The organism is Stutzerimonas stutzeri SDM-LAC, assembly GCF_000235745.1.
In the GTDB taxonomy this organism is placed as follows: domain Bacteria; phylum Pseudomonadota; class Gammaproteobacteria; order Pseudomonadales; family Pseudomonadaceae; genus Stutzerimonas; species Stutzerimonas stutzeri_H.
This window is the reverse complement of sequence record NZ_AGSX01000017.1, coordinates 1-23,491: the sequence shown is the minus strand read 5'-3', so window position 1 is coordinate 23,491 and position 23,491 is coordinate 1. Positions and strand designations below refer to the sequence as shown.

At 58.5% G+C, this 23,491-nt stretch carries 22 protein-coding genes, 2 tRNA genes and 5 pseudogenes; 15 read left to right on the top strand and 14 right to left on the bottom strand.

The features are described 5' to 3' along the window. Positions 1–143: 143 nt before the first annotated feature. From PSTU_RS0102190 to PSTU_RS0102145, 10 genes and pseudogenes are all read left to right on the top strand, one after another. Positions 144–1,142, top strand: a complete 999-nt coding sequence (locus tag PSTU_RS0102190; protein WP_019339404.1) for a D-cysteine desulfhydrase — start codon at positions 144–146, stop codon at positions 1,140–1,142. A 109-nt stretch (positions 1,143–1,251) separates the two neighbouring features. Then, a complete protein-coding gene (tcyJ, locus tag PSTU_RS0102185; RefSeq protein ID WP_019339403.1) occupies positions 1,252–2,049 on the top strand; it encodes a cystine ABC transporter substrate-binding protein in 798 nt (265 codons plus the stop codon). Next, positions 2,046–2,714 (top strand): cystine ABC transporter permease, encoded by a 669-nt coding sequence (gene tcyL, locus PSTU_RS0102180; RefSeq protein ID WP_019339402.1) that lies wholly within the window; start codon positions 2,046–2,048, stop codon positions 2,712–2,714. Before tcyJ ends, tcyL begins: the two co-directional genes overlap by 4 nt. Then, the gene (gene tcyN, locus PSTU_RS0102175; RefSeq protein WP_019339401.1) at positions 2,714–3,472 is read left to right on the top strand and encodes an L-cystine ABC transporter ATP-binding protein TcyN; all 759 of its coding nucleotides are present in this window, start codon (positions 2,714–2,716) and stop codon (positions 3,470–3,472) included. The genes tcyL and tcyN overlap by 1 nt, the downstream gene beginning before the upstream one ends. 14 nt (positions 3,473–3,486) lie before the next feature. Further along, positions 3,487–4,068, top strand: a pseudogene (trbF, locus tag PSTU_RS20345) (conjugal transfer protein TrbF); the annotation flags it as partial. A gap of 44 nt (positions 4,069–4,112) precedes the next feature. Then, a pseudogene (trbG, locus tag PSTU_RS20340) lies at positions 4,113–5,080 on the top strand (P-type conjugative transfer protein TrbG). Between the two features lie 2 nt (positions 5,081–5,082). Next, positions 5,083–6,345, top strand: a pseudogene (locus PSTU_RS20335) (TrbI/VirB10 family protein). Further along, on the top strand, positions 6,342–6,635 hold the full coding sequence (locus PSTU_RS20330) for a DUF2274 domain-containing protein (RefSeq protein WP_019339398.1): 294 nt from the start codon (positions 6,342–6,344) through the stop codon (positions 6,633–6,635). Before PSTU_RS20335 ends, PSTU_RS20330 begins: the two are co-directional and overlap by 4 nt. A 32-nt stretch (positions 6,636–6,667) precedes the next feature. Further along, positions 6,668–6,946, top strand: a complete 279-nt coding sequence (locus tag PSTU_RS0102150) for a type II toxin-antitoxin system RelE/ParE family toxin (RefSeq protein ID WP_019339397.1) — start codon at positions 6,668–6,670, stop codon at positions 6,944–6,946. Between the two features lie 17 nt (positions 6,947–6,963). Next, entirely contained in the window at positions 6,964–7,251 is a 288-nt protein-coding gene (locus PSTU_RS0102145) for a HigA family addiction module antitoxin (protein ID WP_003108490.1), read from the top strand. An 82-nt stretch (positions 7,252–7,333) separates the two neighbouring features. On the opposite strand, the pseudogene PSTU_RS20325 reads toward PSTU_RS0102145, so the two are convergent. Then, positions 7,334–7,586, bottom strand: a pseudogene (locus tag PSTU_RS20325) (helix-turn-helix transcriptional regulator). 238 nt (positions 7,587–7,824) lie between these two features. On the opposite strand from PSTU_RS20325, the gene PSTU_RS21150 reads away from it, so the two are divergent. The 3 genes and pseudogenes from PSTU_RS21150 to PSTU_RS0102120 all read left to right on the top strand — a co-directional run bounded on the left by PSTU_RS21150 (position 7,825) and on the right by PSTU_RS0102120 (position 10,117). Continuing rightward, positions 7,825–8,121 carry a helix-turn-helix domain-containing protein gene (locus PSTU_RS21150; RefSeq protein ID WP_029404577.1) on the top strand — a complete coding sequence of 99 codons (297 nt, stop codon included), beginning with the start codon at positions 7,825–7,827 and terminating at the stop codon, positions 8,119–8,121. Between the two features lie 74 nt (positions 8,122–8,195). Beyond that, a pseudogene (locus PSTU_RS20320) lies at positions 8,196–8,416 on the top strand (DUF2274 domain-containing protein). 201 nt (positions 8,417–8,617) lie between these two features. Beyond that, positions 8,618–10,117 (top strand): Fic family protein, encoded by a 1,500-nt coding sequence (locus PSTU_RS0102120; RefSeq protein WP_019339395.1) that lies wholly within the window; start codon positions 8,618–8,620, stop codon positions 10,115–10,117. 132 nt (positions 10,118–10,249) lie between these two features. On the opposite strand, the gene PSTU_RS0102115 is transcribed toward PSTU_RS0102120, so the two are convergent. Together PSTU_RS0102115 and PSTU_RS21735 are read right to left on the bottom strand one after the other, a co-directional pair. After that, positions 10,250–11,233 (bottom strand): hypothetical protein, encoded by a 984-nt coding sequence (locus PSTU_RS0102115; protein WP_237709825.1) that lies wholly within the window; start codon positions 11,231–11,233, stop codon positions 10,250–10,252. Between the two features lie 514 nt (positions 11,234–11,747). Then, positions 11,748–11,984, bottom strand: a complete 237-nt coding sequence (locus tag PSTU_RS21735) for a hypothetical protein (RefSeq protein WP_019339392.1) — start codon at positions 11,982–11,984, stop codon at positions 11,748–11,750. A 35-nt stretch (positions 11,985–12,019) separates the two neighbouring features. Here PSTU_RS21735 and PSTU_RS0102105 point away from each other — a divergent pair, with 35 nt between their 5' ends. Further along, a complete protein-coding gene (locus PSTU_RS0102105; RefSeq protein ID WP_019339391.1) occupies positions 12,020–13,219 on the top strand; it encodes a tyrosine-type recombinase/integrase in 1,200 nt (399 codons plus the stop codon). A 96-nt stretch (positions 13,220–13,315) separates the two neighbouring features. Here the strand turns inward: PSTU_RS0102105 and PSTU_RS0102100 are convergent. The 10 genes from PSTU_RS0102100 to PSTU_RS0102055 all read right to left on the bottom strand — a co-directional run bounded on the left by PSTU_RS0102100 (position 13,316) and on the right by PSTU_RS0102055 (position 21,125). Further along, positions 13,316–13,392 (bottom strand) — tRNA-Pro (locus PSTU_RS0102100). Between the two features lie 82 nt (positions 13,393–13,474). After that, the gene (locus PSTU_RS0102095; RefSeq protein ID WP_019339390.1) at positions 13,475–13,831 is read right to left on the bottom strand and encodes a MerR family transcriptional regulator; all 357 of its coding nucleotides are present in this window, start codon (positions 13,829–13,831) and stop codon (positions 13,475–13,477) included. Continuing rightward, the gene (gene ihfA / locus PSTU_RS0102090; RefSeq protein ID WP_003282572.1) at positions 13,812–14,114 is read right to left on the bottom strand and encodes an integration host factor subunit alpha; all 303 of its coding nucleotides are present in this window, start codon (positions 14,112–14,114) and stop codon (positions 13,812–13,814) included. The genes PSTU_RS0102095 and ihfA overlap by 20 nt, the downstream gene beginning before the upstream one ends. Positions 14,115–14,117: 3 nt before the next feature. Then, positions 14,118–16,496, bottom strand: a complete 2,379-nt coding sequence (gene pheT / locus PSTU_RS0102085; protein ID WP_019339389.1) for a phenylalanine--tRNA ligase subunit beta — start codon at positions 16,494–16,496, stop codon at positions 14,118–14,120. 36 nt (positions 16,497–16,532) lie between these two features. Then, positions 16,533–17,549, bottom strand: coding sequence for a phenylalanine--tRNA ligase subunit alpha (gene pheS, locus PSTU_RS0102080; RefSeq protein WP_019339388.1), 1,017 nt, complete (start codon positions 17,547–17,549; stop codon positions 16,533–16,535). Between the two features lie 160 nt (positions 17,550–17,709). Continuing rightward, the gene (gene rplT, locus PSTU_RS0102075; protein ID WP_019339387.1) at positions 17,710–18,066 is read right to left on the bottom strand and encodes a 50S ribosomal protein L20; all 357 of its coding nucleotides are present in this window, start codon (positions 18,064–18,066) and stop codon (positions 17,710–17,712) included. A 27-nt stretch (positions 18,067–18,093) separates the two neighbouring features. Continuing rightward, the gene (gene rpmI, locus PSTU_RS0102070; protein WP_019339386.1) at positions 18,094–18,288 is read right to left on the bottom strand and encodes a 50S ribosomal protein L35; all 195 of its coding nucleotides are present in this window, start codon (positions 18,286–18,288) and stop codon (positions 18,094–18,096) included. A gap of 62 nt (positions 18,289–18,350) precedes the next feature. Next, entirely contained in the window at positions 18,351–18,902 is a 552-nt protein-coding gene (gene infC / locus PSTU_RS0102065; protein ID WP_019339385.1) for a translation initiation factor IF-3, read from the bottom strand. Beyond that, complete coding sequence (thrS, locus tag PSTU_RS0102060) at positions 18,902–20,824, bottom strand: threonine--tRNA ligase (RefSeq protein ID WP_019339384.1); 1,923 nt, start codon at positions 20,822–20,824, stop codon at positions 18,902–18,904. Before thrS ends, infC begins: the two co-directional genes overlap by 1 nt. A gap of 224 nt (positions 20,825–21,048) precedes the next feature. Further along, positions 21,049–21,125, bottom strand: a tRNA-Val gene (locus PSTU_RS0102055). Between the two features lie 169 nt (positions 21,126–21,294). Between PSTU_RS0102055 and PSTU_RS0102050 the strand changes: the two genes are divergently transcribed. Then, a complete protein-coding gene (locus tag PSTU_RS0102050) occupies positions 21,295–22,578 on the top strand; it encodes an NAD(P)/FAD-dependent oxidoreductase (RefSeq protein ID WP_019339383.1) in 1,284 nt (427 codons plus the stop codon). Positions 22,579–22,582: 4 nt separating this feature from the next. Here the strand turns inward: PSTU_RS0102050 and PSTU_RS0102045 are convergent. Further along, the coding region (locus PSTU_RS0102045) for a PA2778 family cysteine peptidase (protein ID WP_019339382.1) at positions 22,583–23,491 on the bottom strand (909 nt) is incomplete at its 5' end.

Genomic DNA, 23,491 nt, shown 5'->3' with positions numbered 1-23,491 from the left:
TACCGGAGCCCAGTGCCCACGCTGATTTTTTAGCCACGTTAAAGTGATACGAGGCGCAGCTTCACAGCGAGGCAGCAGCTTGCCGCAGCACTGGATTGCCTTCTACAGTAAGGATTCATCTTTCTGTCCGGAATTAAAATCCGATGCTCACTGAGGCCCTCGCCCGCTTCCCTCGGCTTGAGTTGATTCCCACCGCCACGCCGCTGGAACACCTACCGCGTCTATCACGTCACTTGGGTCGGGATATCTGGATCAAGCGAGACGACCTCACCTCTCTAGCCCTCGGTGGCAACAAGGCTCGTAAGCTCGAATACCTCGGCGCCGATGCCCTGGCCAAGAACGCCGAGGTGCTGGTGACTGCCGGCGCCATCCAATCCAATCATGTACGCCAGACCGCGGCGCTGGCGGCCAGGCTCGGTCTTGGCTGCCTGGCGCTGCTGGAGAATCCCCTGGGCACAGCCGAGGGCAATTACCTGAGCAACGGCAACCGCCTGCTGCTCGATCTGTTCAGCTGCGAAATCGACGCTGTGGCCAACCTCGATAACGCCGACGAGCTGCTACAGACCGCCGCTGAGCGCCTGCGTAGCGCCGGGCGTAAACCCTACGTGGTGCCCATCGGCGGCTCCAACGCGCTCGGCGCCCTGGGTTATGTGCGCGCCGGCCTGGAGCTGGCCGAACAGATGTACAGCAACGGCGAGAATTTCGACGCCGTGCTGCTCGCCTCTGGCAGCGCCGGGACACACAGTGGCCTGGCCCTGGCGCTGGAATACACACGACCAGCCAGCCGGGTGATCGGTGTCACCGTATCGCGCCCGGATGCGGCCCAGCGCCCCAAGGTCCAAGGTCTGCTGCAACGCACCGCCGAGCTACTCGGTGTTGACGTACCGACGCAGCTGCAGATCGAACTGTGGGATCAGTATTTCGGCCCGCGCTATGGCGAGCCGAATGCCGGAACCCTAGCCGCAATCCGCCTGCTTGCGGAACAGGAGGGCCTGCTGCTCGACCCGGTGTACACCGGTAAGGCCTTCGCCGGCCTGCTTGACGGCATTGCCCGCGGCGCCTTTCCCGGCCGAGGCCCGCTGCTGTTCCTGCATACCGGCGGTGCCCCGGCGCTATTCGCCTATCATCCATGGGCAATCTGAACGCATGCCATATATCAAACTCTAAGGCAACGATAATTTCTAATTATTTTATTGAATAACTACCAACCCTTAGAGTTGACCGACTTCCCCGCCCACCAAGAGGCTTCCCATGACATTCACTACTCTGCGTCGTCGTTTCCTGCTCGGCACCCTGAGTCTGTTGCTCGGCGCCAGCCTGTTCGCGCCGGTGTTTGCCGCCGATCTACTGGATGAGATCAAGGCCAACGGCATCGTCAAGGTCGGCCTGGAAGGCACCTACCCACCCTTCAACTATCAGGACGAAAGCGGTCAGTTGACCGGCTTCGAAGTCGACTTCGCCAATGCCCTAGCCAAGCAGCTGGGGGTCGAGGCCGAGTTCCAGCCGACCAAGTGGGACGGTATCCTCGCCGCCTTGGAATCAGGGCGCCTGGACGTCGTGATCAATCAGGTGACCATCTCCGATGAACGCAAACAGAAGTACGACTTCTCTACGCCTTACACCGTCTCGGGCATCCAGGCACTCACCCGCAAGGCCGATGCCGATAGCATCAAGACCCCGACCGACTTGGCTGATAAGAAGGTCGGTGTTGGCCTGGGCACCAACTACGAGCAGTGGTTGAAAGAGAACGTGCCACAAGCTGATATCCGCACCTATGACGATGATCCAACCAAGTTACAGGACCTCGCCGTCGGCCGCATCGACGTGATCCTGGTCGATCGGTTAGCAGCCTTCGAGATGGTCGAGAAAACCGGCAATCGCCTGGCCGTAACCGGTGACGCCTTCTCTCGCCAGGAGTCCGGCATTGCCCTGCGCAAAGGCAATCCGCAACTGCTCGCTGCCATCAACGCCGCCATCGCCAAGCTGCGCGCCGACGGCACCCTCAAACAGCTATCGGAGAAGTGGTTCAAGGCTGACGTTACGCAATGATCGACAATAGCCTGCAGCTGGCGCTGGACTCACTGCCCTTCCTGCTCAAGGGCGCATGGTGGACCGTCGTGCTGAGCTTAGGGGGAATGTTCTTTGGCCTGCTGCTGGGCTTCGGCCTGGCCCTGCTGCGGCTGTTCGGCTACTGGCCCCTGCAGTGGCTGGCGCGGGTCTACGTGTCGTTCTTCCGCGGCACGCCGCTGCTGGTGCAGCTGTTCATGATCTATTACGGCCTGCCACAGCTGGGCATCCAGCTCGACCCACTGCCGGCCGCGCTGATTGGCTTCTCCTTGAACATGGCGGCCTACACCGCCGAGATTCTGCGCGCGGCCATCGCGTCCATCGACCGAGGCCAATGGGAAGCGGCCGCCAGTATCGGCATGAGCCGCGCTCAGACGCTGTATCGGACCATCCTGCCGCAAGCTGCACGCACCGCCCTGCCGCCACTGGGCAACAGCTTCATCTCACTGGTCAAGGACACCGCACTGGCCGCCACCATCCAGGTGCCGGAGCTGTTCCGCCAGGCGCAGCTGATCACCGCACGCACGTTCGAAATCTTCACCATGTACCTGGCTGCCGCGCTGATTTATTGGTTGCTGGCCAGCGTGCTGGCCTACTTCCAGGGCCGCCTTGAGGACCGAGTCAACCGTCACGAGCAGGACGCCTGATGATCTCCGTACGCAACCTGAGGAAATTGTTCAATGGCCAAGAGGTACTCAAAGGCATCGACCTGAACATCGCTCCTGGCGAAGTGCTGGCGATCATCGGCCCCAGCGGCTCGGGCAAAACCACTCTGCTGCGCTGCCTCAATCTGCTAGAGCAACCAAGCGGCGGGCAGATCAGCGTGGGCGATATCCACATCGACGCCGATAAATCACTCAAGTCGCAGCAAGGGCTTATCCGCCAGCTACGCCAGCATGTCGGTTTCGTGTTCCAGAATTTCAACCTGTTCCCCCACCGCACCGCGCTGGAGAATGTCATCGAAGGCCCGGTACAGGTGAAAAAGGAGTCTCGCGCCCGGGCTCTCGAAAGAGGCCGCGCACTGCTGGCCAAGGTCGGTCTGGGCGGCAAAGAAGACGCTTACCCCAAGCGTCTCTCCGGCGGCCAGCAACAGCGCGTGGCGATTGCCCGCGCGCTGGCCATGCAGCCGGACGTGATCCTGTTCGACGAACCGACCTCGGCGCTCGACCCGGAATTGGTCGGCGAAGTGCTAGCCACCATCCGCAGCCTGGCGGAGGAAAAGCGCACCATGATCATCGTCACCCACGAGATGAGCTTCGCCCGCGACGTCGCCGACAGGGCGATATTCATCGATGAGGGGGTGATCGTCGAACAGGGCGACGCCAGACAATTGCTTAGCGCACCGCAGCAGGAACGCACACGGCAATTCCTCCGCAAGTTCATCGGCGATCACCAAGTGCACTAAACCGCCCAGCCGCCATCCGTGACCATGGAGCGCATCCACGGGTGCGCTACAGCGACACCCCTCAACCGGTCACGCCCTACCAGGCAGCGGCACAGGCCTGGGACCTGCGCATGGGTAGCAGCCTGGCGCAGTCGACGGTGACGCCCTATGTGGTGGAGGTCGACAACCTCGGGCAGGTGCGCGCCGTCGGCGAAGCCGCCAGCCCCTACCAGCCCCAGGATGCACAGATCGCGCACCATCTCGCGCGTTTTATCGAGCAGGTGCGCTCGCTATCAATCGATCCAGTGGTCGTCCGGCAGAACTGGCTGGAAGGCCTATCACTCCACCACCGACCGCGGCGCGGCCACCCTCAACGATTATGCCGCGCCAACGATCCCTTCACTCGGGTCGGCAAGGAGTCGGTATCGGTCGAGGTCACCAGCGTGGTGCGGGCCAGCGACAGCTCCTTCCAGGTGCGCTGGATCGAACGCCGTTTCGTGAATGGTTCGACCGCCGGCCTGGAGCGCTGGACAGCGGTGATCTCTCTGGTACTGCAGCCTCCGCGCACTGAGGAAAAACTGCGCCGCAACCCGCTCGGCATTTACGTCAACGGCCTGTCCTGGAGCCGTTAGTTGGACACTACGGAAGGAGCCAAGAAACCATGAAAACCTCCCTGAACCTTTCTATCTGCCCTCTGCTGCTGAGCGTGCTGGCCGGCTGTGCCAGCCAGCAGCCGCCAGTGATCCCGCTGGATGAACCGGTAGAAGCGCAGCGTCTGCCGAAGCCGCCCAGGCCCATCGAAGTGGTGGAAATGCCCAAGCCCCTGGCTTTGCCTGCCCAGCTCAAGCCACTGCCGGAAACTCAACCCAGCAAGCCGGCCAAGGAACCGGCCGATGAACGCGTGCGGGTCTCGCGCGCCAATCGCGACGCCCGCGTGGCACCGAGTCGCGAGGGCTATATCAACGCCATCCAGGTGTGGCCCTACTCCGATGGTGCGCTGTATCAGGTGTACGCCAGCCCGGGTCGGGTCACAGCGATCAACCTGCAGCCTGGCGAGGAGCTGGTCACCGTGGCCGCCGGAGACACCGTGCGCTGGATCGTCGGCGATACCACCATCGGCAGCGGCGATAAGCTACGTACCAGCGCGCTGATCTGAAGACCAACTTGGTGATCACCACCGCGCGCCGCACCTACCTGGTCGAGCTGAGTTCAACCGAAAACGCCTGGATGGCTTCGATGTCCTGGGACTAGCCGAAGGATCGCATGCTCGCACTGCAACGCCGCGCAGGCGCCGCACAGGCCGCGGCGCCTGTGGACGCCGGCCTGGCGCTGGAGCGGCTGCGCTTTCGCTATGCGATCAGCGGAAGCAATCCACCCTGGAAGCCGCTGCGCGCCTTCGACGACGGCCGCAAGGTGTATATCCAGTTTCCCGCTGGCATCGCCCAGGGCGAGTTGCCTCCTCTGTTCGTGATTGGCTCGGAAGGAGACGGACAACTGGTCAACTACCGCTTCCGCTCGCCCTACTACATCGTCGACCGTCTGTTCGGTGCGGCCGAGTTGCGCCTGGGCGCCGACCAAGGTGACGTGGTGCGGATCGAGCGCAACGACGGCGTGGTACGGAGGCCCTGAGCATGACGGCCAAAAACAACGACCAAACCGCAGGAACCTCGCTACCACCCAAGGAAGCGCCGGAGTCGCTGGAGCTGCGCGCCAAGCCGCGCCCGGTTACTCGCCTCAATCCGCGCATGCTGGTGGTAGTGGGCGGAGGCCTGTCGGCTGCGGTGCTCGGTGCCATGCTGTGGTCGCTGCAGCCGCAGCGCCGCCAGGGTGCCGAGGCGAACGAGCTATACAACGTCGACCGCGTGGCGCGCTCCGAGGGGCTGGAGCAGTTACCGGCAGACTACTCGCAGTTGCCGCCTCCACCTGCACCCGAGATACCGCAACTGGGCCCACCGTTACCCGGCGATCTGGGCGGGCCAATCCTCAGGGCGGAGCAGCAGGCGCAGGGTTATGGACATGGGCCAGATGCCGCCGAAGCGGAGCGCCTGGCCCTGCTCAAGGAAGCGGAGGAGGCAGCGCAGTCATCGGTGTTCTTCCAGACCCGTAGCGCGAGGAAATCGAACGTTGCATCCACTGGGAGTGCCCAACCCGATGCCATGACCCTGGGTATGGCATCGTCAGGCACGGTAGCCGCAACTGCAGGAACGCCGCCACAGCAGGAACGGAACGAGGCGTTTCTCAGTAGATCCGTAAATGCACAAATCCGTAATTCCGGATTGCTGCAGATGCCTGAATCGCCCTACCAGGTGATGGCCGGCACCATCATCGCGGCGGCGCTGGCCACCGGGATCAAGTCGGATCTACCCGGTGACGTGATCGCCACGGTGACCGAGCCGGTCTACGACAGTGCCACCGGCCAGCACATGCTGATCCCTCAGGGTGCACGCCTGCTGGGCAGCTACAACAGTCAGGTGAGCTATGGGCAAAGCCGCGTGCAGGTGGTGTGGCAGCGGGTGATCTTGCCGGACACCTCGTCCTTCCAGCTCGACAACCTGGTTGGTACGGACGCCGCCGGCTATGCCGGTCTCGAGGATGGCGTCGACTGGCACTAGGATCGAATCGTCGCCGGCGCGGCCATGACCAGCCTGCTGGGTATCGGAGCCGAGTTGGCGGCACCGACCAGTCGCACCGATGGCGACCGCGTCATCATCGCCGGGCGCGACAGCCTGCAGGACACGGTGAACCAGGTCGGCCAGGAGGTCACCCGCCGCAACCTCGATATCCAGCCCACGCTGACCCAGCGCCCTGGCCTGCCCCTGCGGGTGATCGTCAATCGCGACCTCGTGCTGCGCCCCTACCAACCCGTCACAGCTCAACAAGGAAGCCCGCAATGAGCACGACCAAACTGCGTCTCGGCCCACTGCCGAAAACCGAGAACCTGAAGCTGACCTTCACCTGCCCCGCCAGCCTGAAGGCCGACCTCGAGCGCTACGCGGCACTGCATTCGCATACCTATGGCGAAGAGGTCGACGCCCTGACGCTCATCCCGCACATGCTGGAAGCATTCATGGCGAGGGGTCGGGTTTTCAGGAGAACAATACACAATCTTGCAGCGGCAATTGATAAGCCTGCATCCCCTCCCAGCTGCCGTGATGACAACGGCAGAAAACCCACACACGGTTGAAAACCGTGACCTAATACATCACACTTATCACCATGATCGTAAGCTTCCGGCACAAAGGTCTACGCATTTTCTTTGAATCTGGCTCAACCAAAGGCATCCGGGCCGACCACGCAAAGCGTCTGGGCCGAATGCTGAGTTTTATGGATAGAGCCAATGAACCCGCCGACCTCGACATCCCCGGTTGGCGGCTACATCCCCTAAAAGGGGAACTGGAAGAGTTCTGGTCACTCACCGTCAATGGAAACTGGCGAGTGATCTTTCGATTCGTGGGTAGCGACATCGAGCTCGTCGACTACCTTGACTACCACTGAACAGGAGGGGGTTATCCATGACCATGTTCAACCCACCGCATCCTGGTGAAACCCTGCTTGAGGACGTGCTCCCCGAACTGGGCATCAGCATTGCCGAGCTTGCCCGCCGCCTTGGTTTTGCGCGGGAATCCCTGTCTCGCATCTTGCACGGCCATGCGCCGGTCAGTCCGGACTTGGCTGTTCGCCTAGAGTTGGCCGGCATCGGCAAAGCTCGCACCTGGCTCGGAGTGCAAGCCGACTACGACCTTTGGCAAGCCAGGCATCGCGAACAGCCGCACATCGAGCGCTTTGCTGCGATTGCTTAGTTCCGTAGCCTAAGCTTGGCGTCCTCGTGGTAGCGGAACAGGTAGTCAGTGTCACTGGTAAGAATCCTCAGCACGGCAGTCATCAGTCGAATACTCCATGGATTTCGTCCAGAGTGGGCATAGCTGCCGGCACCCACATTGAGTTCAGAGTCGAGGGCGGCCAGTGCTCGCGCATAGGCAATCATCCCCACCGAGAGGTCGCCCTTCTCGATGGCGATAACCTTCTGACGGGTGATGCCCGCAAGGGAAGCGAGCGCTGCCTGCGTCAACCCACGATTCAGACGGCGCTGCCGAAGCTGCTCACCAAGTCGAAGTGTGATTAGGGAGTAGTCCACCATGTTCCGTATACGAGACAAATTAGGCCGAATGTAACGTATACCGAACCAGCAGAAATCAAATACAGCGAGCTAATAATTCCAAAAATCGATGCATTCATCAGTGGTCTGTCCCGGGCATGCGATCTCCGCCCTAGAGCAATCCAGGCCAGCAAAATACAAAAGGTCACATTTGAACCATTAAAGTACTTTATGACGCATAATGGACCATAAGTGAACCATTAAATAAGGTCTTATCTTGGCCCTAACCCATTCTCTGCTCGCTCCAGACGAACTGGCCCAGAAGGTCGGTGCCAACGCTCGAGAAGCGCGACTCGCACAGAACCTCTCCCGCAAATCCTTGGCGAAGATGGCGGGTGTTTCAGAATCGACCATCAAGCGATTCGAGTCCACTGGGCAGATCACCCTTGATGCTCTGGTGCTCATCGCTACAGCACTTGGTGCAACACGCCAAATCGCTGAACTATTCAAGCATGAGCGGCCTGTCTCGCTTGAAGAAATCAAACAAACAGGACGTACCCGGGGGCGCCGATAAAATCCATCAATACTTGTAGGTATTGCTCGCAGCCACACCGGTCGGCGTCACGGACGTTGAACAGGGAGCCTGCAATGAGCACGACCAAACTGCGTCTCGGCCCACTGCCGAAAACCGAGAACGTGAAGCTGACCTTCACCTGCCCGGCCAGCCTGAAGGCTGACCTCAAGCGCTACGCGGCGCTGCGCTCACAGACCTACGGTGAGAGGTCGACGCCCTGACGCTCGTTCCGTACATGCTGGAGGCGTTCATGGCGAGGGATCGGGTGTTCAGGAGACTTGGTAAAACGAGCTGACAACCGAATCGGTTTACCCTGGCTGGCCGCCCTTTAAGCCCTGATAACAAACGTGAGCGCGGTCCTTCGCCCCCAAAGGCACTCGGACGAAATCGACCTGAATAAATTAAGAAAAAATTAGTAGAATTGGAAAAAATGAAGATTTTCTTGTTTCACTCAAGAAAATCTGGGGGCCAGAGCCAAGCTAAAGGAATTTTTGACATGCACCTAGTCGGTTACGCTTGGCTACGCGAAGCCATGCAACTGTCCGCATTCCCCTTGCATCTGCCAGCGATTGTGCAGCCTGTCACTCGCTTGAAGAAGATAGGCCAGACCTTGGCTGTACCATCTGCCATCGCACCGGCTGCTGATGACTTGCTGGGCCATGTCCTCTTCGCGCTGAAGCATGAGGGGGTCAATCTTGCCATTCTGGCTCAGGCTTTCCCCAAGATACCAGTCGCAGCCCTGGAGAATGCCCTGCAGGAGGCGCCCAACGGCATCTACATTCGCAAGGCGTGCTATCTGAGAGAAGCATTCACCGGCGAGGAGGTTCCTCAGCATGCTCCGGTTCGGGGGGCTTTCGTGCCGCTCTTCGATCCCAAGCGCTACGTGACCTGCCCGGGAACAAGAAACTCCCGGTGGCGGGTGGAATTCAACGGCCTTGGCGACGTGGGTTACTGCGCCACCGTGGAAAGAACCGCCAGGCTGATCGAACTTCAGGAGCACGACATACTTGGCCGGGCGAAAGCCTTCATGGAGTCCCTGCCTCCGGTCATGATGGATCGGGCGATCAACTGGGCCTATTTGCATGAGACCAAGGATTCGTTCGCTATAGAACGCGAAGCGCCGAACGAGGACAAGTCTCGGCGATTCATTCACCTGCTACGCCAGGCACACGAACGCCAGCCGCTGACCGAGGAGTATCTGGTGGCGCTGCAGAACGCCACGGTATCGAACCCTTATGATCTAGCTGCGGCATTCAGGCATGAACAAAACCACCTCGCAGGAGCCCTTCAAGGGGCTGCCGGGGTGACTTACGTTCCTCCACCACCAGAGCTGTGCCGCGAACTGATGGAGCACCTCATGCAGTTTGCGAATGAGGCCCCCACCCAGATCGACCCGCTGGTAGCAGCTGGAGTCATTTCCTTTGGTTTCGTATTTCTCCACCCCTTTATGGATGGAAACGGACGCCTATCCCGATTCCTGATCCACCAGGCACTTTGCCGCGCAGGCGCCTTGGAGAACGGCCTGCTACTACCAGTGTCGGTGGCAATGAAACGTGAGGAGCGCCTGTATCTGGAGGCCCTGCAGGGATTCTCCCGCCCAGCCCGGGATTTCTGGGATGTGCAGTGGATCGACTTTGGCAAGTTGGCTTTCGACTTCCAGGGAGATGCAGCGATCTACCGCTACTGGGACGCAACTGCCTGCGTCATCTTCACCATGGAAATGGCTCAGCACGCCCTGGAGGTCGAACTCCGCGAAGAAGCCGCTTTTCTGGAGTGCTACGACGCCGTCTACAGGGCTGTGGATGAACGATTCGACATCCGCGGCAGCGACTTGGCGAATCTGGTGATGATGTGCCTAACCAATGATGGCTTTGTTTCGAAGCACCGTCGTAAGCAATACCAGTACACGGTACCCACTGAAGTCTTCGGCTACATAGAACAGACTGCCCAGCAGGTTCTTAGCGAGCAACACACGGCTCGAGAAACACGTCAATAGCCGCATCTTTTTATCGTTTAGGCGAGCTGAACAAACCAATGCATTCAGAGCAGGCAACAGGTTTAAGAAATATAAAAATGCTCACTATCAGTGAGCATTTTCCGAGTTTCGTAAACCCAGACAGAATCAGTTTCAGCGCTCCCGCGGCCCCTTCCATTCCAGCAACGCCTGAAGCGGATCCAGCTCGCCAACAAGCTCACGCGCTTGGGCAAGCTTGTCCATAGCAATACACCGCTCGGCTTCGGGCAGATTCGATACGGAGCTCTCAGCATCACTGAAAAAGGCCTGGATCCGCTTGATGTCATCCCACTGTTTGATGGCGCTCAGCAAATCAGCTCTCGCCTGCTCCCTTGCCTCGTTTTGAAGTCGAATCCGTTCTCTCTCCTCGAGCCGGCGTAACTGCTCCCTCCACTCCTGCTGCCGAATCCTGGCCTGCTCCTCGGCCTCTTCTACCAATCGAGCAATTACAGGCGCGGCGTCCGTGAGCTGCTGGACGATCTCATCCAACTGGCCACGCAACGAACTTTGCTTGACCTCCTTCCAACTTTGAGACCAACCCGCACCTAGGTAGGGAGAGAAAGCCCTTATGCATAGACGGCCGGTCGCAAAGTCCATTCGGGTCGTCCAGTTCCAAGCAGAGCTCAAGCGGCGCAGTTGCTGCGCCGAGATCTTAGAGGTAGGGATGTACTCACCATCGATATTCCGAGCCTCCAATTCCTCCGTCATCTTAAACAGCGTCAGCCCGATGGCAACCGTCCCGACGAAAACCACTGTGGGCTTGGAGGGTGACCACAACGCCGGATACCGGTGCTTTGGTTTCTTGGGTGGGTGCTCATGCTCATCAAACGAGGCACGGGCATAGGTGCGGTCACTCGGAGCAAACATCACGCGATGGCCGGCAGCCTCCAACTTGAGAAACAGCTGATTAGCAAGCTTGAGGGCAGGCTCAAGTTGCGATTTGGTCACCACAACATCTACCAGGCGCTGCTTCCCGGGCTTGAGGAAGCCCTGGTCGACGACGCGCCCCTGCTCAAAGACTTCATGCGCCCCCACAACAACAGGGTGCTGCCTTGATCGTGATATCCGGAGCTGTTCAGGCCTGATTTTACGCGGCACCGATGCCTTCGGAGCCGGTTGAGAAACAGCACCAAGAGCATCTCCCCTGCGCCAGACCTGAAGATCACCAGGCCCAGCCTCAGGCAGCGGTGGCTGAAGACTTGGTATTCCACTCTCCAGCTTTACCCAGTGCCCGCGCGGCGGCCTGGGGGACATTCATGCGGGCACACACGCGCGCCAAGAAGCTGGAAGAAACACGGTGGTGATCTGCGATCTTGGTCATGGGACGCCGCCACACCTCTGCGTACATCTCCTCACGACTGACTGGGCCACCAGGGCTGGAACCAGGTTGCTGGGCTACCTCTTCGGAAGACATGTATCAATCCTCAAGCCTGATATCGCCGACCAGCCAGCGGCTGGCCATACGCCACGATCCATCAGGTCAAACCGAACCAAAACGGTTGTTGTACCAAACCCTCCCCAGCCCCCTCCACCACGTTGTTCGCCCGGCGAGCAACGGACAGCATCTGCAGAACGGATCAGGGTCGATAAGGAGGCGATATTCATGCCCGCATCATCTGAACAGATAGCCGCACGCTTGATCACCTGCCCACCCCGAATCCTCCGAGCCAGTGCGGCCCCCGCCTACCTCGGCATGTGCCGCACAGAATTCAACAAAACCGTCCGGCCTTACGTGCGGGAATTCCGCATTGGCGTGCAAGGCATCGGCTTTGATCGCGAAGAGCTGGATGCCTGGGCAGACGCCTACATCGACCGGGCCATCATTGAAAAGAAAGGTGCCAAGGGACATGATCACTCCCGCAGCGAGCGCCAAGGAGAAAAACCATGGCGCGAAAAACCATTAGCGGCCTCTACCAAAGGAACGGGATCTGGCACATCGACAAGGTCTTCAGAGGTCAGCGAATTCAGGAAAGCACTGGATCAAGCGATAGGAAGGAGGCAGAGCAATACCTGATACACAAGCTGGAAAAGCTCCGGGAACAGAAGATCTACGGCGTCCGTACGATCAGAACCTGGCGGGAAGCCGCTACGCGCTACCTGACCGAGTACAGGGACCAGCCGTCGATAGGCCTCACAGCCATCTATCTGGAGCAGTTGGACCCGTATATTGGCGACCAGCCTCTTACTCATGTCGACGACGAGACCCTGGCTCCCTACATAAGGGATCGCCTCAAGAGCACCAGAACCAGCGATGGCAAGTTGAAGCCTGGCGTCTCACACCGCACGGTGAACATCGCTCTGGAGCGCGTCATACGCATCCTGAACCTGTGCGCCCGAAAATGGCGTGATGAACAGAAGCGTCCTTGGCTCGACGTTGTGCCGATGATCACCAAGCTGGAAGAGAAGAAGACGAGGCGACTCCCCTACCCTATGTCCTGGGAAGAGCAGTCGATTCTCTTCGCCGAACTGCCCGATCATTTGCGCCGCATGGCCCTGTACAAGGTCAACAGCGGCTCACGCGAACAGGAGGTCGTGAAGCTTCGCTGGGATTGGGAGATACCGATTCCTGAGCTCAACACCAGCGTATTTCTCATACCGGCGGATTTTGGTGGCCGACATGAGAGTTCCGGGGTCAAGAACGGCGACGAGCGCCTCGTGGTGCTCAACAACGTAGCCAAGTCGGTCATCGAGGGACAGCGCGGGCTTGATCCGGTCTGGGTATTTCCTTACGGACAACCCGATCGAAACGGCAAGGCCACTCCAGTTCACCGGATGAACGATTCGGCATGGAAGAAAGCCAGGGTCAGAGCTGCGAAGAAATTCCAGGAGCGCTTCATGCGCCCTGCTCCATCTGGATTTGCTTCGATCCGCGTTCACGATCTGAAGCACACCTTCGGTCGAAGACTTCGGGCTGCTGGTGTGACGGAGGAAGACAGGAAGGCTCTGCTGGGCCACAAGAACGGCAGCATCACCAGTCACTATTCAGCCGCCGAGCTGGGCAAACTGATCGATGAAGCCAACAGGATTTCGGCTACCGACTCGCGTGGGCCGGCCCTGACAATTTTGAGGAGAATGGCAGGATGAAAAAAAGTCCCGCAAAAGTCCCTACGCTTCTACGTGTGAAGCGCCCCATAAAAAAATCCAGTCACCGCTAAGTGACTGGATTTTCTAGGGATTTTTTGGTCGGGACGGAGTGATTCGAACACTCGACCCCTTGCACCCCATGCAAGTGCGCTACCAGGCTGCGCTACGCCCCGACAATGTATTCAGCTTTGCTGAAAACGGATCGAACTATACATTAAGCGACTGAATATGTGAAAGTTTTTTGCACAACGGCGATTAATTCTTCAGCACCTGCAGCACATCCTCAAGCTCGGTAATCATCTGTCGGATCAATTGCTTATATTGTGTGGTGTCATCACGGGCCTCTTCGCCGGACATCCGTTGCCGAGCGCCGCCGATGGTGAAGCCCTGCTCATACAACAGCGATCTGATCTGTCGGATCATCAGCACATCTTGTCGCTGGTAATAGCGCCGATTACCTCGACGCTTAACAGGGTTCAGTTGTGGAAACTCCTGCTCCCAATATCGCAGCACGTGCGGTTTGACCGCGCACAGCTCGCTCACCTCACCAATAGTGAAATAGCGTTTGCCGGGTATCGTTGGCAGCTCGTCGTTATGACTTGGTTCCAGCATACGCTTCGACTCTGGCTTTTAGTTTTTGGCCTGGCCGGAATGTCACGACACGACGCGCCGTAATCGGGATTTCCTCACCGGTTTTCGGGTTACGCCCCGGGCGCTGTCGCTTGTCGCGCAGGTCGAAGTTGCCGAAACCGGACAACTTCACCTGCTCGTTATGCTCGAGCGCTTGACGAATCTCCTCGAAAAACAGCTCGACCAGCTCCTTGGCCTCGCGCTTATTCAAGCCTAGCTCTTCATATAGACGTTCGGCCATTTCAGCTTTCGTCAGAGCCCCCATACGCTATTTCCTTAACGTGGCGTTGAACCTTTCTTCCAGGGAGGTAAGGATTTGCTGCATCGCACCACTCACCTCGTCGTCGTTTAGAGTGCGCGAAGGGTGTTGCCAGGTCAAGCCGACTGCCATACTTTTGCTAAGCGGATCAATACCTTTACCCTGATAGACGTCAAATAGCTTGAGGTCCTTCAGGTTCTCACCGGCAGCATCTCGGATGCATCGCAGCACTGCGTCAGCCGACACCTCGCGCGCCACCAGGATAGCCAAGTCGCGCCGCACCTCAGGGAAGCGGGACAGCTCGCTGAAGCGTGGCAGTCGCCCTTCGCTGATCTCGGCAACCAGCAACTCGAAAAGATAGACCGGTTGATCGATACCCAGCGTGGCGGCCAGTTCGGGATGAAGGCTACCAATGTAGCCAACCAGGCGCCCTTCCCGCTCGACTCGTGCGGTCTGCCCCGGATGCAGAGCAGGACGCTCACCGGCGAGAAAGCTATACGCCACGGCATCACCGGCATATCCAAGCAAAGCCTCGACGTCGGCTTTGATGTCATAGAAGTCAGCCGCCGCTTTTTCGTTGCCCCAGGCTTCCGGCAGGCGGCTTCCCGTAATGACGCCCGCCAGCATCGGTTCCTGCTTCAATTCACCCAGCTGGCCGACGAAGCGCAGGCCGCTTTCAAACAGACGCACGCGTGCTTGCTGACGATTAAGGTTGTACTGCAACGCCTTGATCAATCCTGGCCAGAGCGTCGCGCGCATGGCCGCCATATCCGAGGAAATCGGATTGGCCAGCTGCAGCGGCTCAACGCCGGGGCTGAACAGCTCGAATAACTTAGGGTCAATGAAGCTGTAAGTGATCGCCTCCTGGTAACCACGGGCCACCAGCAACCGACGCAAAGCCGGCAATTCGGCGCGCGACTCGGGATCAGCCTCCGGCGCTAAGCGCGCCTGCGGATAACGCACCGGCAAGCGGTCGTAACCATAGAGACGCCCCAGCTCTTCGATGAGGTCAACCTCGAGGCTGATATCGAACCGATGACTGGGAACACTGACTTCCCAGACTCCGGTGCCCTGCTCGACTACACCCAGGCCCAGGGCAGAAAGCAGCGAGACAACCTGATCGTCGGCCATGCTCAATCCGAGCATCTGCTCGATGCGCCCCTTACGTAGCGAGATTGGCGCAACGGTCGGAAGATCGGCGTTGCTAGTAGCTTCGATCACAGGGCCTGCATTGCCTCCGACTATATCCAGCAACAGCGCGGTGGCACGTTCCATGGCTCGACGGGTCAGCTGGAAATCCACTCCACGCTCATAGCGATGCGATGCATCGGTATGCAAACCATAGGAGCGCGCCTTGCCGGCGAGCGCGATGGTGTCGAAGAAGGCGCTTTCCAGAAACAGATCCTGGGTAGAGGCGCTGACACCGCTGTGCTCACCACCCATTACACCTGCGATAGCGAGGGCACGTTGCTGGTCGGCAATTACCAGCGTATCGGTACGCAGGGTCACCTCCTGACCATCGAGCAAGACGAGTTTTTCCTGCTCCTCCGCCATCCGAACCCTGATACCGCCATTGATCTCAGCAAGATCGAAGGCGTGCAACGGTTGCCCCAGTTCGAGCATCACATAGTTGGTCACGTCCACCACCGCATCGATACTGCGGATATCGGAACGACGTAGCCGCTCAACCATCCACAGCGGCGTAGGTCGCGACAGATCAACGTTGCGGATCACGCGTCCGAGATAACGTGGACAGGCTTTCGGCGCCAACACCTCGACGGGGCGTACCTCATCATGACTCTCTACCACCGAAGCGATATCGACTGAAGCTACCGCCGCGCCATAGATCGCGCCCACCTCGCGCGCTAGACCAGCGATAGAAAGGCAATCGCCGCGATTCGGCGTCAGTCCTATCTCGATGCTCGCATCGTCCAAGCCGAGATACGCGCGCAGGTCGCTACCAACCGGAGCGTCGCTCGCCAACTCCATCAGCCCGCTGTCATCAGTGCCGATCTGCAGCTCGGTTTCCGAGCAGAGCATCCCGTTGGACTCGACGCCGCGAAGCTTCGCTTTCTTGATCTTGAAATCGCCCGGCAGCTTGGCGCCAATCATCGCGAAGGGAATCTTCAGGCCTTGCCGCACGTTTGGCGCACCACAGACCACCTGAAACGTCTCGCTGCCGTTGCTAACCTGACAAACGCGCAGCTTGTCTGCATCAGGATGCTGTTCGGTGCTCAGCACTTCGCCCACAACCACACCATTGAACTCGCCGGCGACCGGGGCCACCGCATCCACCTCAAGGCCCACCATAGATAGGCGCGCCACCAGCTCCTCACGGGAAACCTGTGGATTGACCCATGTACGCAACCACTGCTCGCTGAATTTCATCCTGCTCTCCTAAATATTCTTGACTGGACTCTGGACCTAGCGAAATTGAGCCAGGAACCTCAGGTCGTTATCGAAGAACAGGCGTAAGTCGTTGACGCCATAACGCAGCATGGCGAGCCGTTCAGCCCCCATACCGAAGGCAAAGCCTTGATATTTTTCGGGATCGATACCGGACATGCGCAGTACGTTCGGATGCACCATGCCGCAGCCCATCACTTCGAGCCAGCCGGTCTGCTTGCACACGCGACAGCCCTTCCCGCTGCACATGACACATTGCATGTCCACTTCTGCGGATGGCTCAGTGAAGGGAAAGAACGACGGACGGAACCGAACACCTAACGGTTTTTCGAAGAACACGCGCAAGAACTGCTCGATCGTCCCCTTCAAGTCGGCGAAGCTGATGCCCTCGTCGATCAGCAACCCTTCCACCTGATGAAACATTGGTGAGTGAGTGATATCCGAATCACAACGGTAAACCCGGCCAGGGCAGACGATGCGGATTGGAGGCTGCTGCGACTCCATGGTACGCACCTGAACTGGCGAGGTATGGGTGCGCAACAGCATGTTCGCGTTGAAATAGAAGGTGTCGTGCATCGCCCGAGCCGGATGATGGCCCGGAATATTGAGCGCTTCGAAGTTGTGGTAGTCATCTTCGACTTCCGGCCCTTCAGCGACACGATAGCCAATATGGCTAAAGAACTGCTCGATCCGCTCTAGCGTACGGGTCACCGGATGCAGACCACCGGAGGCCTCCCCTCTGCCTGGCAGGGTTACATCGATTCGCTCCGCAGCCAGTCTGGCGCTAAGCGCAGCCTGCTCAAGATCGGCCTTCCGGGTATTCAGTTCATCTTGAACCCGAGTCTTCGCTGCATTGATCAGCGCACCCGCCTTCGGGCGTTCCTCAGCGGATAGCTTGCCCAAAGTCTGCATGACCTGGGTCAGCTCGCCTTTCTTACCAAGGTACTGAACCCGGATCTGCTCCAGGGCGGTGACGTCTTGACTATGTTGCACCGCCTCAAGCGCTTGCGAGACCAGTGCATCCAGGTTTTCCATGTACAACCTCCAGAGGTTCTTGCAGAACCGCACCAGGCGATCAGCGCATTGGCCAGGTACATTTTTGCAAATGCCCCTTCAGATACGAAATAGGGGAAGAGCACAAGGCTCTTCCCCTATCGGTGACGCTACGAATCCGAAGATTCGATTGTCGATGGGCTTAGGCCAGAGAAGCTTTGGCTTTTTCGACAATAGCAGCGAAAGCTGCTTTTTCGTTTACTGCCAACTCGGCCAGAACCTTACGGTCGATCTCAATGGCTGCTTTTTTCAGGCCAGCAATGAAACGGCTGTAGGACAGACCATTTACACGAGCACCAGCGTTGATACGGGCGATCCAAAGAGCGCGGAACTGACGCTTCCGCTGACGGCGGTCGCGGTAGGCATACTGGCCAGCCTTGATCACAGCCTGCTTGGCAACACGGAACACGCGCGAACGAGCGCCGTAATAGCCTTTAGCGAGTTTCAGAATTTTCTTGTGACGGCGACGAGCGACGACGCCACGCTTAACACGAGCCATGAGTTATTCCTCTGAGTCTTGACCGAATTAACGAACGCGCAGCATGCGCTCTACTTTTGCGTTATCAGACGGGTGCATCAGAGATGTACCACGTAGCTGACGCTTACGCTTGGTAGACATTTTGGTCAGGATGTGGCTCTTGAAAGCGTGCTTGTGCTTGTAGCCATTCGCCGTCTTTTTGAAGCGCTTCGCAGCGCCACTTTTAGTCTTCATCTTTGGCATGTTCGGTACTCCACAGTGTGGGTGATTTCAAATAACCGCAAGGCCTGCCAGTGCCCTGGTGGTTACTTTTTCTTCTTGGGAGCGATGACCATGATCAGCTGGCGTCCTTCCATCTTTGGATGCTGTTCGACCGAACCGTATTCAGCAAGGTCACCCTCGACCCGCTTCAACAGTTCCATCCCCAGCTCCTGATGCGCCATCTCACGACCGCGGAATCTCAACGAAACCTTGGCCCTGTCCCCGTCACTCAGGAAACGTACCAGGTTACGTAGCTTGACCTGGTAGTCGCCCTCTTCCGTCCCTGGACGAAACTTTACTTCTTTAACCTGGATCTGCTTCTGGTTCTTCTTCGCTGCAGCGACCTGCTTCTTCTTTTCGAACAGGTGCTTGCCGTAATCCATGATCCGGCATACAGGAGGAACCGCATCGGCGGAAATTTCCACCAGATCCAACTTGGCTTCTTCAGCTATACGAAGCGCTTCATCAATCGAGACGATGCCAACCTGCTCGCCATCAGCACCAATCAAACGGACCTCACGAGCCGAGATATTCTCGTTGATCGGGGCCTTGGGTGCAGCTCGTTTATCCTGTCTCATTTCACGCTTAATAGTCATTACTCCAATTCTTGGCGACCACGCCGGGAAACCGCTTGTGTCAGCAGCTGCGCGAAGTCATCCAAGGGCATGGAGCCCAAATCAACGCCTTCACGGGTGCGCACAGCAACGGCTCGTGTCTCTACTTCCCTGTCTCCGATAACCAAGAGATAAGGAACCTTGAGCAAGGTATGCTCGCGGATTTTAAAGCCGATCTTTTCGTTTCTCAAGTCGGACTTGGCACGGAAGCCGCTTTGGTTGAGTGTTTTCTCCACTTCCAGCGCGAAATCAGCCTGTTTATCGGTGATATTCATCACCACGGCTTGAGTCGGCGCCAACCAGGCTGGGAACGCCCCTTCGTAGTGTTCGATAAGAATACCGATGAAACGCTCGAACGAGCCAAGGATGGCGCGGTGCAACATAACCGGATGCTGGCGATCGTTGTTCTCGCTGACGTACTCCGCCCCCAGGCGAATCGGAAGATTGAAGTCGAGCTGAAGCGTGCCGCACTGCCATACGCGACCCAGGCAGTCCTTCAGCGAGAATTCTATCTTCGGACCGTAAAAGGCGCCTTCGCCAGGCTGCAAATCGTAAGGCAATCCGGCACTGTCCAGCGCGGCGGCAAGCGCCGCCTCGGCACGATCCCACAACTCATCGGAACCGACTCGCTTCTCAGGCCGAGTCGATAGCTTCAGTTCGATGTTGTCAAATCCGAAATCCGCATAAACCGCCTGGGTCAGCTTGATGAACGCGGCGGACTCGGATTGCATTTGCTCTTCGGTACAGAAGATATGCGCATCATCCTGAGTAAAGCCGCGTACCCGCATAATGCCGTGCAAAGCACCGGACGGCTCGTTGCGGTGGCAGGCTCCGAACTCGGCGAGGCGCAACGGCAGTTCGCGATAGCTTTTGAGCCCCTGATTGTACACCTGCACGTGACAAGGGCAGTTCATCGGCTTGATCGCGTAGTCGCGACTTTCCGACTCGGTCGTGAACATGTTTTCGGCGTAGTTTGCCCAGTGGCCGGACTTTTCCCACAGGCTGCGATCCACGACCTGGGGAGTCCGAATTTCCTGATAGCCATTTTCACGCTGTACGAGGCGCATGTACTGCTCGAGCACCTGATACAGAGTCCAGCCATTTGGGTGCCAGAACACCATGCCAGGTGCTTCTTCCTGGGTATGGAAGAGATCCAGGCGTTTGCCGATCTTGCGATGATCGCGTTTTTCAGCCTCTTCAATTCGCTGAATGTAAGCCGCAAGCTGCTTCTTATCCGCCCACGCCGTGCCGTAGATTCGCTGAAGCTGCTCGTTCTTCGCATCGCCACGCCAGTAGGCGCCGGACAACTTGGTCAGTTTGAAAGACTTGAGAAAGCGTGTATTGGGCACATGAGGACCACGGCACATGTCGACGTATTCTTCGTGGTAGTACAGTCCCATCGCCTGCTCGCCAGGCATATCCTCGACGAGACGCAGCTTGTAATCCTCACCACGCGACTGGAACAGCTCGATGACTTCATCACGCGGCGTGACCTTCTTGATCACATCGTATTCAGTATCGATCAGTTGCTTCATGCGCTGCTCGATGGCAGCCATGTCGTCCGGCGTGAACGGCCGCTCGAAGGCGATATCGTAGTAGAAGCCCTCGGCGATCACCGGTCCGATGACCATCTTCGCCGATGGGTAGAGCTGTTTGACCGCATGTCCAACCAGGTGCGCACAAGAGTGACGAATGATCTCCAGCCCCTCTTCATCCTTCGGCGTAATGATCTGCAGGCTCGCGTCGCTCTCGATCAGATCGCAGGCATCGACCAGCCGCCCGTCTACCTTACCGGCAAGGGTGGCCTTCGCTAGGCCAGCGCCAATTGACTGGGCGACTTCAGCGACGGAAACGGAATGATCGAACGAACGCTGACTGCCGTCAGGAAGAGTAATGGTGGGCATGGCGCCTCCTCTCCTAGTGGTGACCCCTACTAAAGGCCACGTGGGTTGGGATGAGCCAGGAAAGCGATCCATCGAATGACCTGCCGCACGGTGGCAGGAGCCCGAAGGCTGATCGAGACGGACCGAAGTCACTGGAAATATGGGAGCACGGATACTTTCAGAAAGCTGCCGCACCGACAAGCAAGGCATAAAAAAAGGGTCGCTAGCGCGACCCTTTTCGGAATTGGTAGGCACAATTGGATTCGAACCAACGACCCCCACCATGTCAAGGTGGTGCTCTAACCAACTGAGCTATGTGCCTCCGATGGACGCGCATTTTAGAGATACGCCTGACGGAGTCAAGCGCTTTTTTAGCTAAGCCACTGATATTCGTAATTTTTGGATAAGAAGAACGCCTTTGGCGTCGCTCTGGCATCGTAGAGGCTTGTCGAGATAGCATCTCGTAAAATATTCGGAACAGGACAACCAGAATGTCGCACGTCTCCTACCCCTCGTCCTATTACGCAGCGTCAGCGAACTCAGCACCTGCTCGCGACGTTCTGAGCGATAGCGTCGAGACGGACGTCTGCGTGATCGGCGCCGGCTACACCGGACTATCGACCGCACTGTTTCTTCTTGAGCAGGGTTTTCGCGTCGTCATATTGGAAGCTGCCAAGGTCGGATTCGGCGCTTCCGGGCGCAACGGCGGACAAATCGTCAATAGCTACAGCCGAGATATCGATACGGTCGAGCGCAGCACCGGAAGCAATGAAGCACGCCTGATCGGCGCGATGGCATTCGAGGGCGGGCAAATCATTCGTGAGCGAGTTGCGCGTTACGGCATTGACTGTGATCTGAAGGACGGAGGCGTATTCGCCGCTTTCAATTCTAAGCAGATGCACCACCTTGAGGCTCAGAAGACGCTTTGGGAGCGTTACGGCTATGGTCAGTTGGAAATGCTCAGTCACGACGGTATTCGAAACGTCGTCGCGAGTGACCGATACACAGGTGGAATGCTGGATCACGGGGGCGGCCACATCCACCCGCTCAATCTCGCACTAGGCGAAGCGGCGGTGGTCGAATCGCTTGGCGGCGCCATCTACGAACAAAGCCCGGCAATCCGCATTGACCGGGGAAACGCCCCACGAGTACATACCCAACATGGCCAGGTAACTGCCAAATTCGTGGTCGTCGCAGGAAATGCTTATCTCGGAAGCCTGGTTCCGGAACTGGCCGCAAAATCCATGCCCTGCGGCACCCAGGTCATCGCTACGGAGCCGCTCGACCCAGAGCTCGCAGCGACGTTGCTGCCGCAGGATTACTGCGTTGAGGACTGCAACTATTTGCTGGACTACTTCCGCCTGTCCGCAGACAAGCGCTTGATCTATGGCGGAGGAGTGGTCTACGGCGCGCGAGATCCGGCCGATATCGAATCAATCATCCGCCCGAAAATGCTCAAGACGTTTCCACAGTTGCGCGGCATCAAGACAGAATTCGCCTGGACCGGCAATTTTCTAATGACGCTATCCCGTTTACCTCAGGTCGGACGGCTCGATGGCAATCTTTATTACTCTCAGGGCTGCAGTGGTCACGGGGTCACCTATACCCATGTCGCAGGGAAAGTCATCGCCGAAGCCTTGCGTGGACAGGCCGAGCGCTTCGATGCCTTTGCTAGCTTGCCGCATTACCCGTTTCCCGGCGGACAGAAGCTCAGCGCGCCGCTGAGCGCCCTCGGCGCGCTCTACTACAGCCTGCGGGACAAAATCGGGTTCTAATGCGTCACTGAACCGGGCACACGGGAAGCGCCTCACACGTGCTGGCCCCGTCACGCCCCGCGGGCAGTTCCGCCCTGAATCGCTTGTCGTCTGGGGCGAGTCGCGCTGCACACGCGAGCGCTGTAGCAGACTGGTCTTGGCAACCCTGTTCCGCCAACACCTGGGATAGATTGAACCAGCCTGCCGCGAAGGACTTATCACGCTGAACGCTGGTACGCAGCGCTCGCTCCGCCGCCTGCTTGTCGCCCTGCGCGTACCGGGCATTGGCAAGCACGAACCAGGACAAGCCGCTGGACCAATGTTCCGCAGCCTTTTCATAGGCCCTCAGAGCAGCATCATCGTGACCCGTTTGTTCAAGATCACTTGCAGCTTTCAGCCACACCGTTTCCTTGGCGGTACGGGGCAGTTGATCGGGCGCAACCGTTACCACAGCCCAGCGATTTCCCTTGGCCCAGCTTCGCTCGAATTGACGAAAACTTCCGGTCCAGCGTCTTGTAGTTCCGGATCGCAACACCAGGGTCTGCGCCGTCAGGTCGTATCCCACCACAACCGCGAAATGCCACTGGGGCCAGCGATCGAAGGCAAGGTTCTGCAGTACTAGCACCGGGTTCCCGGCCGCCACTTCAGACAGCACAGCCTCTAACCGTGGCTCCAACTGATACACCAGCAGATCGTGGGCCCGGGCGGCAGCGACCATCTCAACCTGCAGACTGCCCTTACGCTGCGGAAGATAGACGCGCTTGACGAGCTGCTCCGGCCCGGTATCGACTCCCCGCTGGGTCAACATGGTGGCTAGCGCTGCGGGCCCGCACTGATAATCTTCCTGCGGGAAGAAAGGAACTGCATTCAGTTCGACGCTCTCCGGAAGCCCCGCGGACCCAATCGGAACGATTGGAGTCCGCGCGCACGCCCC

Excerpts from the sequence above, each read along its gene's own strand:
- PSTU_RS0102190 (WP_019339404.1), top strand. The coding sequence starts at position 144 with ATGCTCACTGAGGCCCTCGCCCGCTTCCCTCGGCTTGAGTTGATTCCC.
- tcyJ (WP_019339403.1), top strand. The coding sequence starts at position 1,252 with ATGACATTCACTACTCTGCGTCGTCGTTTCCTGCTCGGCACCCTGAGT.
- tcyL (WP_019339402.1), top strand. The coding sequence starts at position 2,046 with ATGATCGACAATAGCCTGCAGCTGGCGCTGGACTCACTGCCCTTCCTG.
- tcyN (WP_019339401.1), top strand. The coding sequence starts at position 2,714 with ATGATCTCCGTACGCAACCTGAGGAAATTGTTCAATGGCCAAGAGGTA.
- PSTU_RS20330 (WP_019339398.1), top strand. The coding sequence starts at position 6,342 with ATGAGCACGACCAAACTGCGTCTCGGCCCACTGCCGAAAACCGAGAAC.
- PSTU_RS0102150 (WP_019339397.1), top strand. The coding sequence starts at position 6,668 with ATGATCGTAAGCTTCCGGCACAAAGGTCTACGCATTTTCTTTGAATCT.
- PSTU_RS0102145 (WP_003108490.1), top strand. The coding sequence starts at position 6,964 with ATGACCATGTTCAACCCACCGCATCCTGGTGAAACCCTGCTTGAGGAC.
- PSTU_RS0102120 (WP_019339395.1), top strand. The coding sequence starts at position 8,618 with ATGCACCTAGTCGGTTACGCTTGGCTACGCGAAGCCATGCAACTGTCC.
- PSTU_RS21735 (WP_019339392.1), bottom strand. The coding sequence starts at position 11,984 with ATGTCCCTTGGCACCTTTCTTTTCAATGATGGCCCGGTCGATGTAGGC.
- PSTU_RS0102105 (WP_019339391.1), top strand. The coding sequence starts at position 12,020 with ATGGCGCGAAAAACCATTAGCGGCCTCTACCAAAGGAACGGGATCTGG.
- PSTU_RS0102095 (WP_019339390.1), bottom strand. The coding sequence starts at position 13,831 with ATGCTGGAACCAAGTCATAACGACGAGCTGCCAACGATACCCGGCAAA.
- ihfA (WP_003282572.1), bottom strand. The coding sequence starts at position 14,114 with ATGGGGGCTCTGACGAAAGCTGAAATGGCCGAACGTCTATATGAAGAG.
- pheT (WP_019339389.1), bottom strand. The coding sequence starts at position 16,496 with ATGAAATTCAGCGAGCAGTGGTTGCGTACATGGGTCAATCCACAGGTT.
- pheS (WP_019339388.1), bottom strand. The coding sequence starts at position 17,549 with ATGGAAAACCTGGATGCACTGGTCTCGCAAGCGCTTGAGGCGGTGCAA.
- rplT (WP_019339387.1), bottom strand. The coding sequence starts at position 18,066 with ATGGCTCGTGTTAAGCGTGGCGTCGTCGCTCGTCGCCGTCACAAGAAA.
- rpmI (WP_019339386.1), bottom strand. The coding sequence starts at position 18,288 with ATGCCAAAGATGAAGACTAAAAGTGGCGCTGCGAAGCGCTTCAAAAAG.
- infC (WP_019339385.1), bottom strand. The coding sequence starts at position 18,902 with ATGACTATTAAGCGTGAAATGAGACAGGATAAACGAGCTGCACCCAAG.
- thrS (WP_019339384.1), bottom strand. The coding sequence starts at position 20,824 with ATGCCCACCATTACTCTTCCTGACGGCAGTCAGCGTTCGTTCGATCAT.
- PSTU_RS0102050 (WP_019339383.1), top strand. The coding sequence starts at position 21,295 with ATGTCGCACGTCTCCTACCCCTCGTCCTATTACGCAGCGTCAGCGAAC.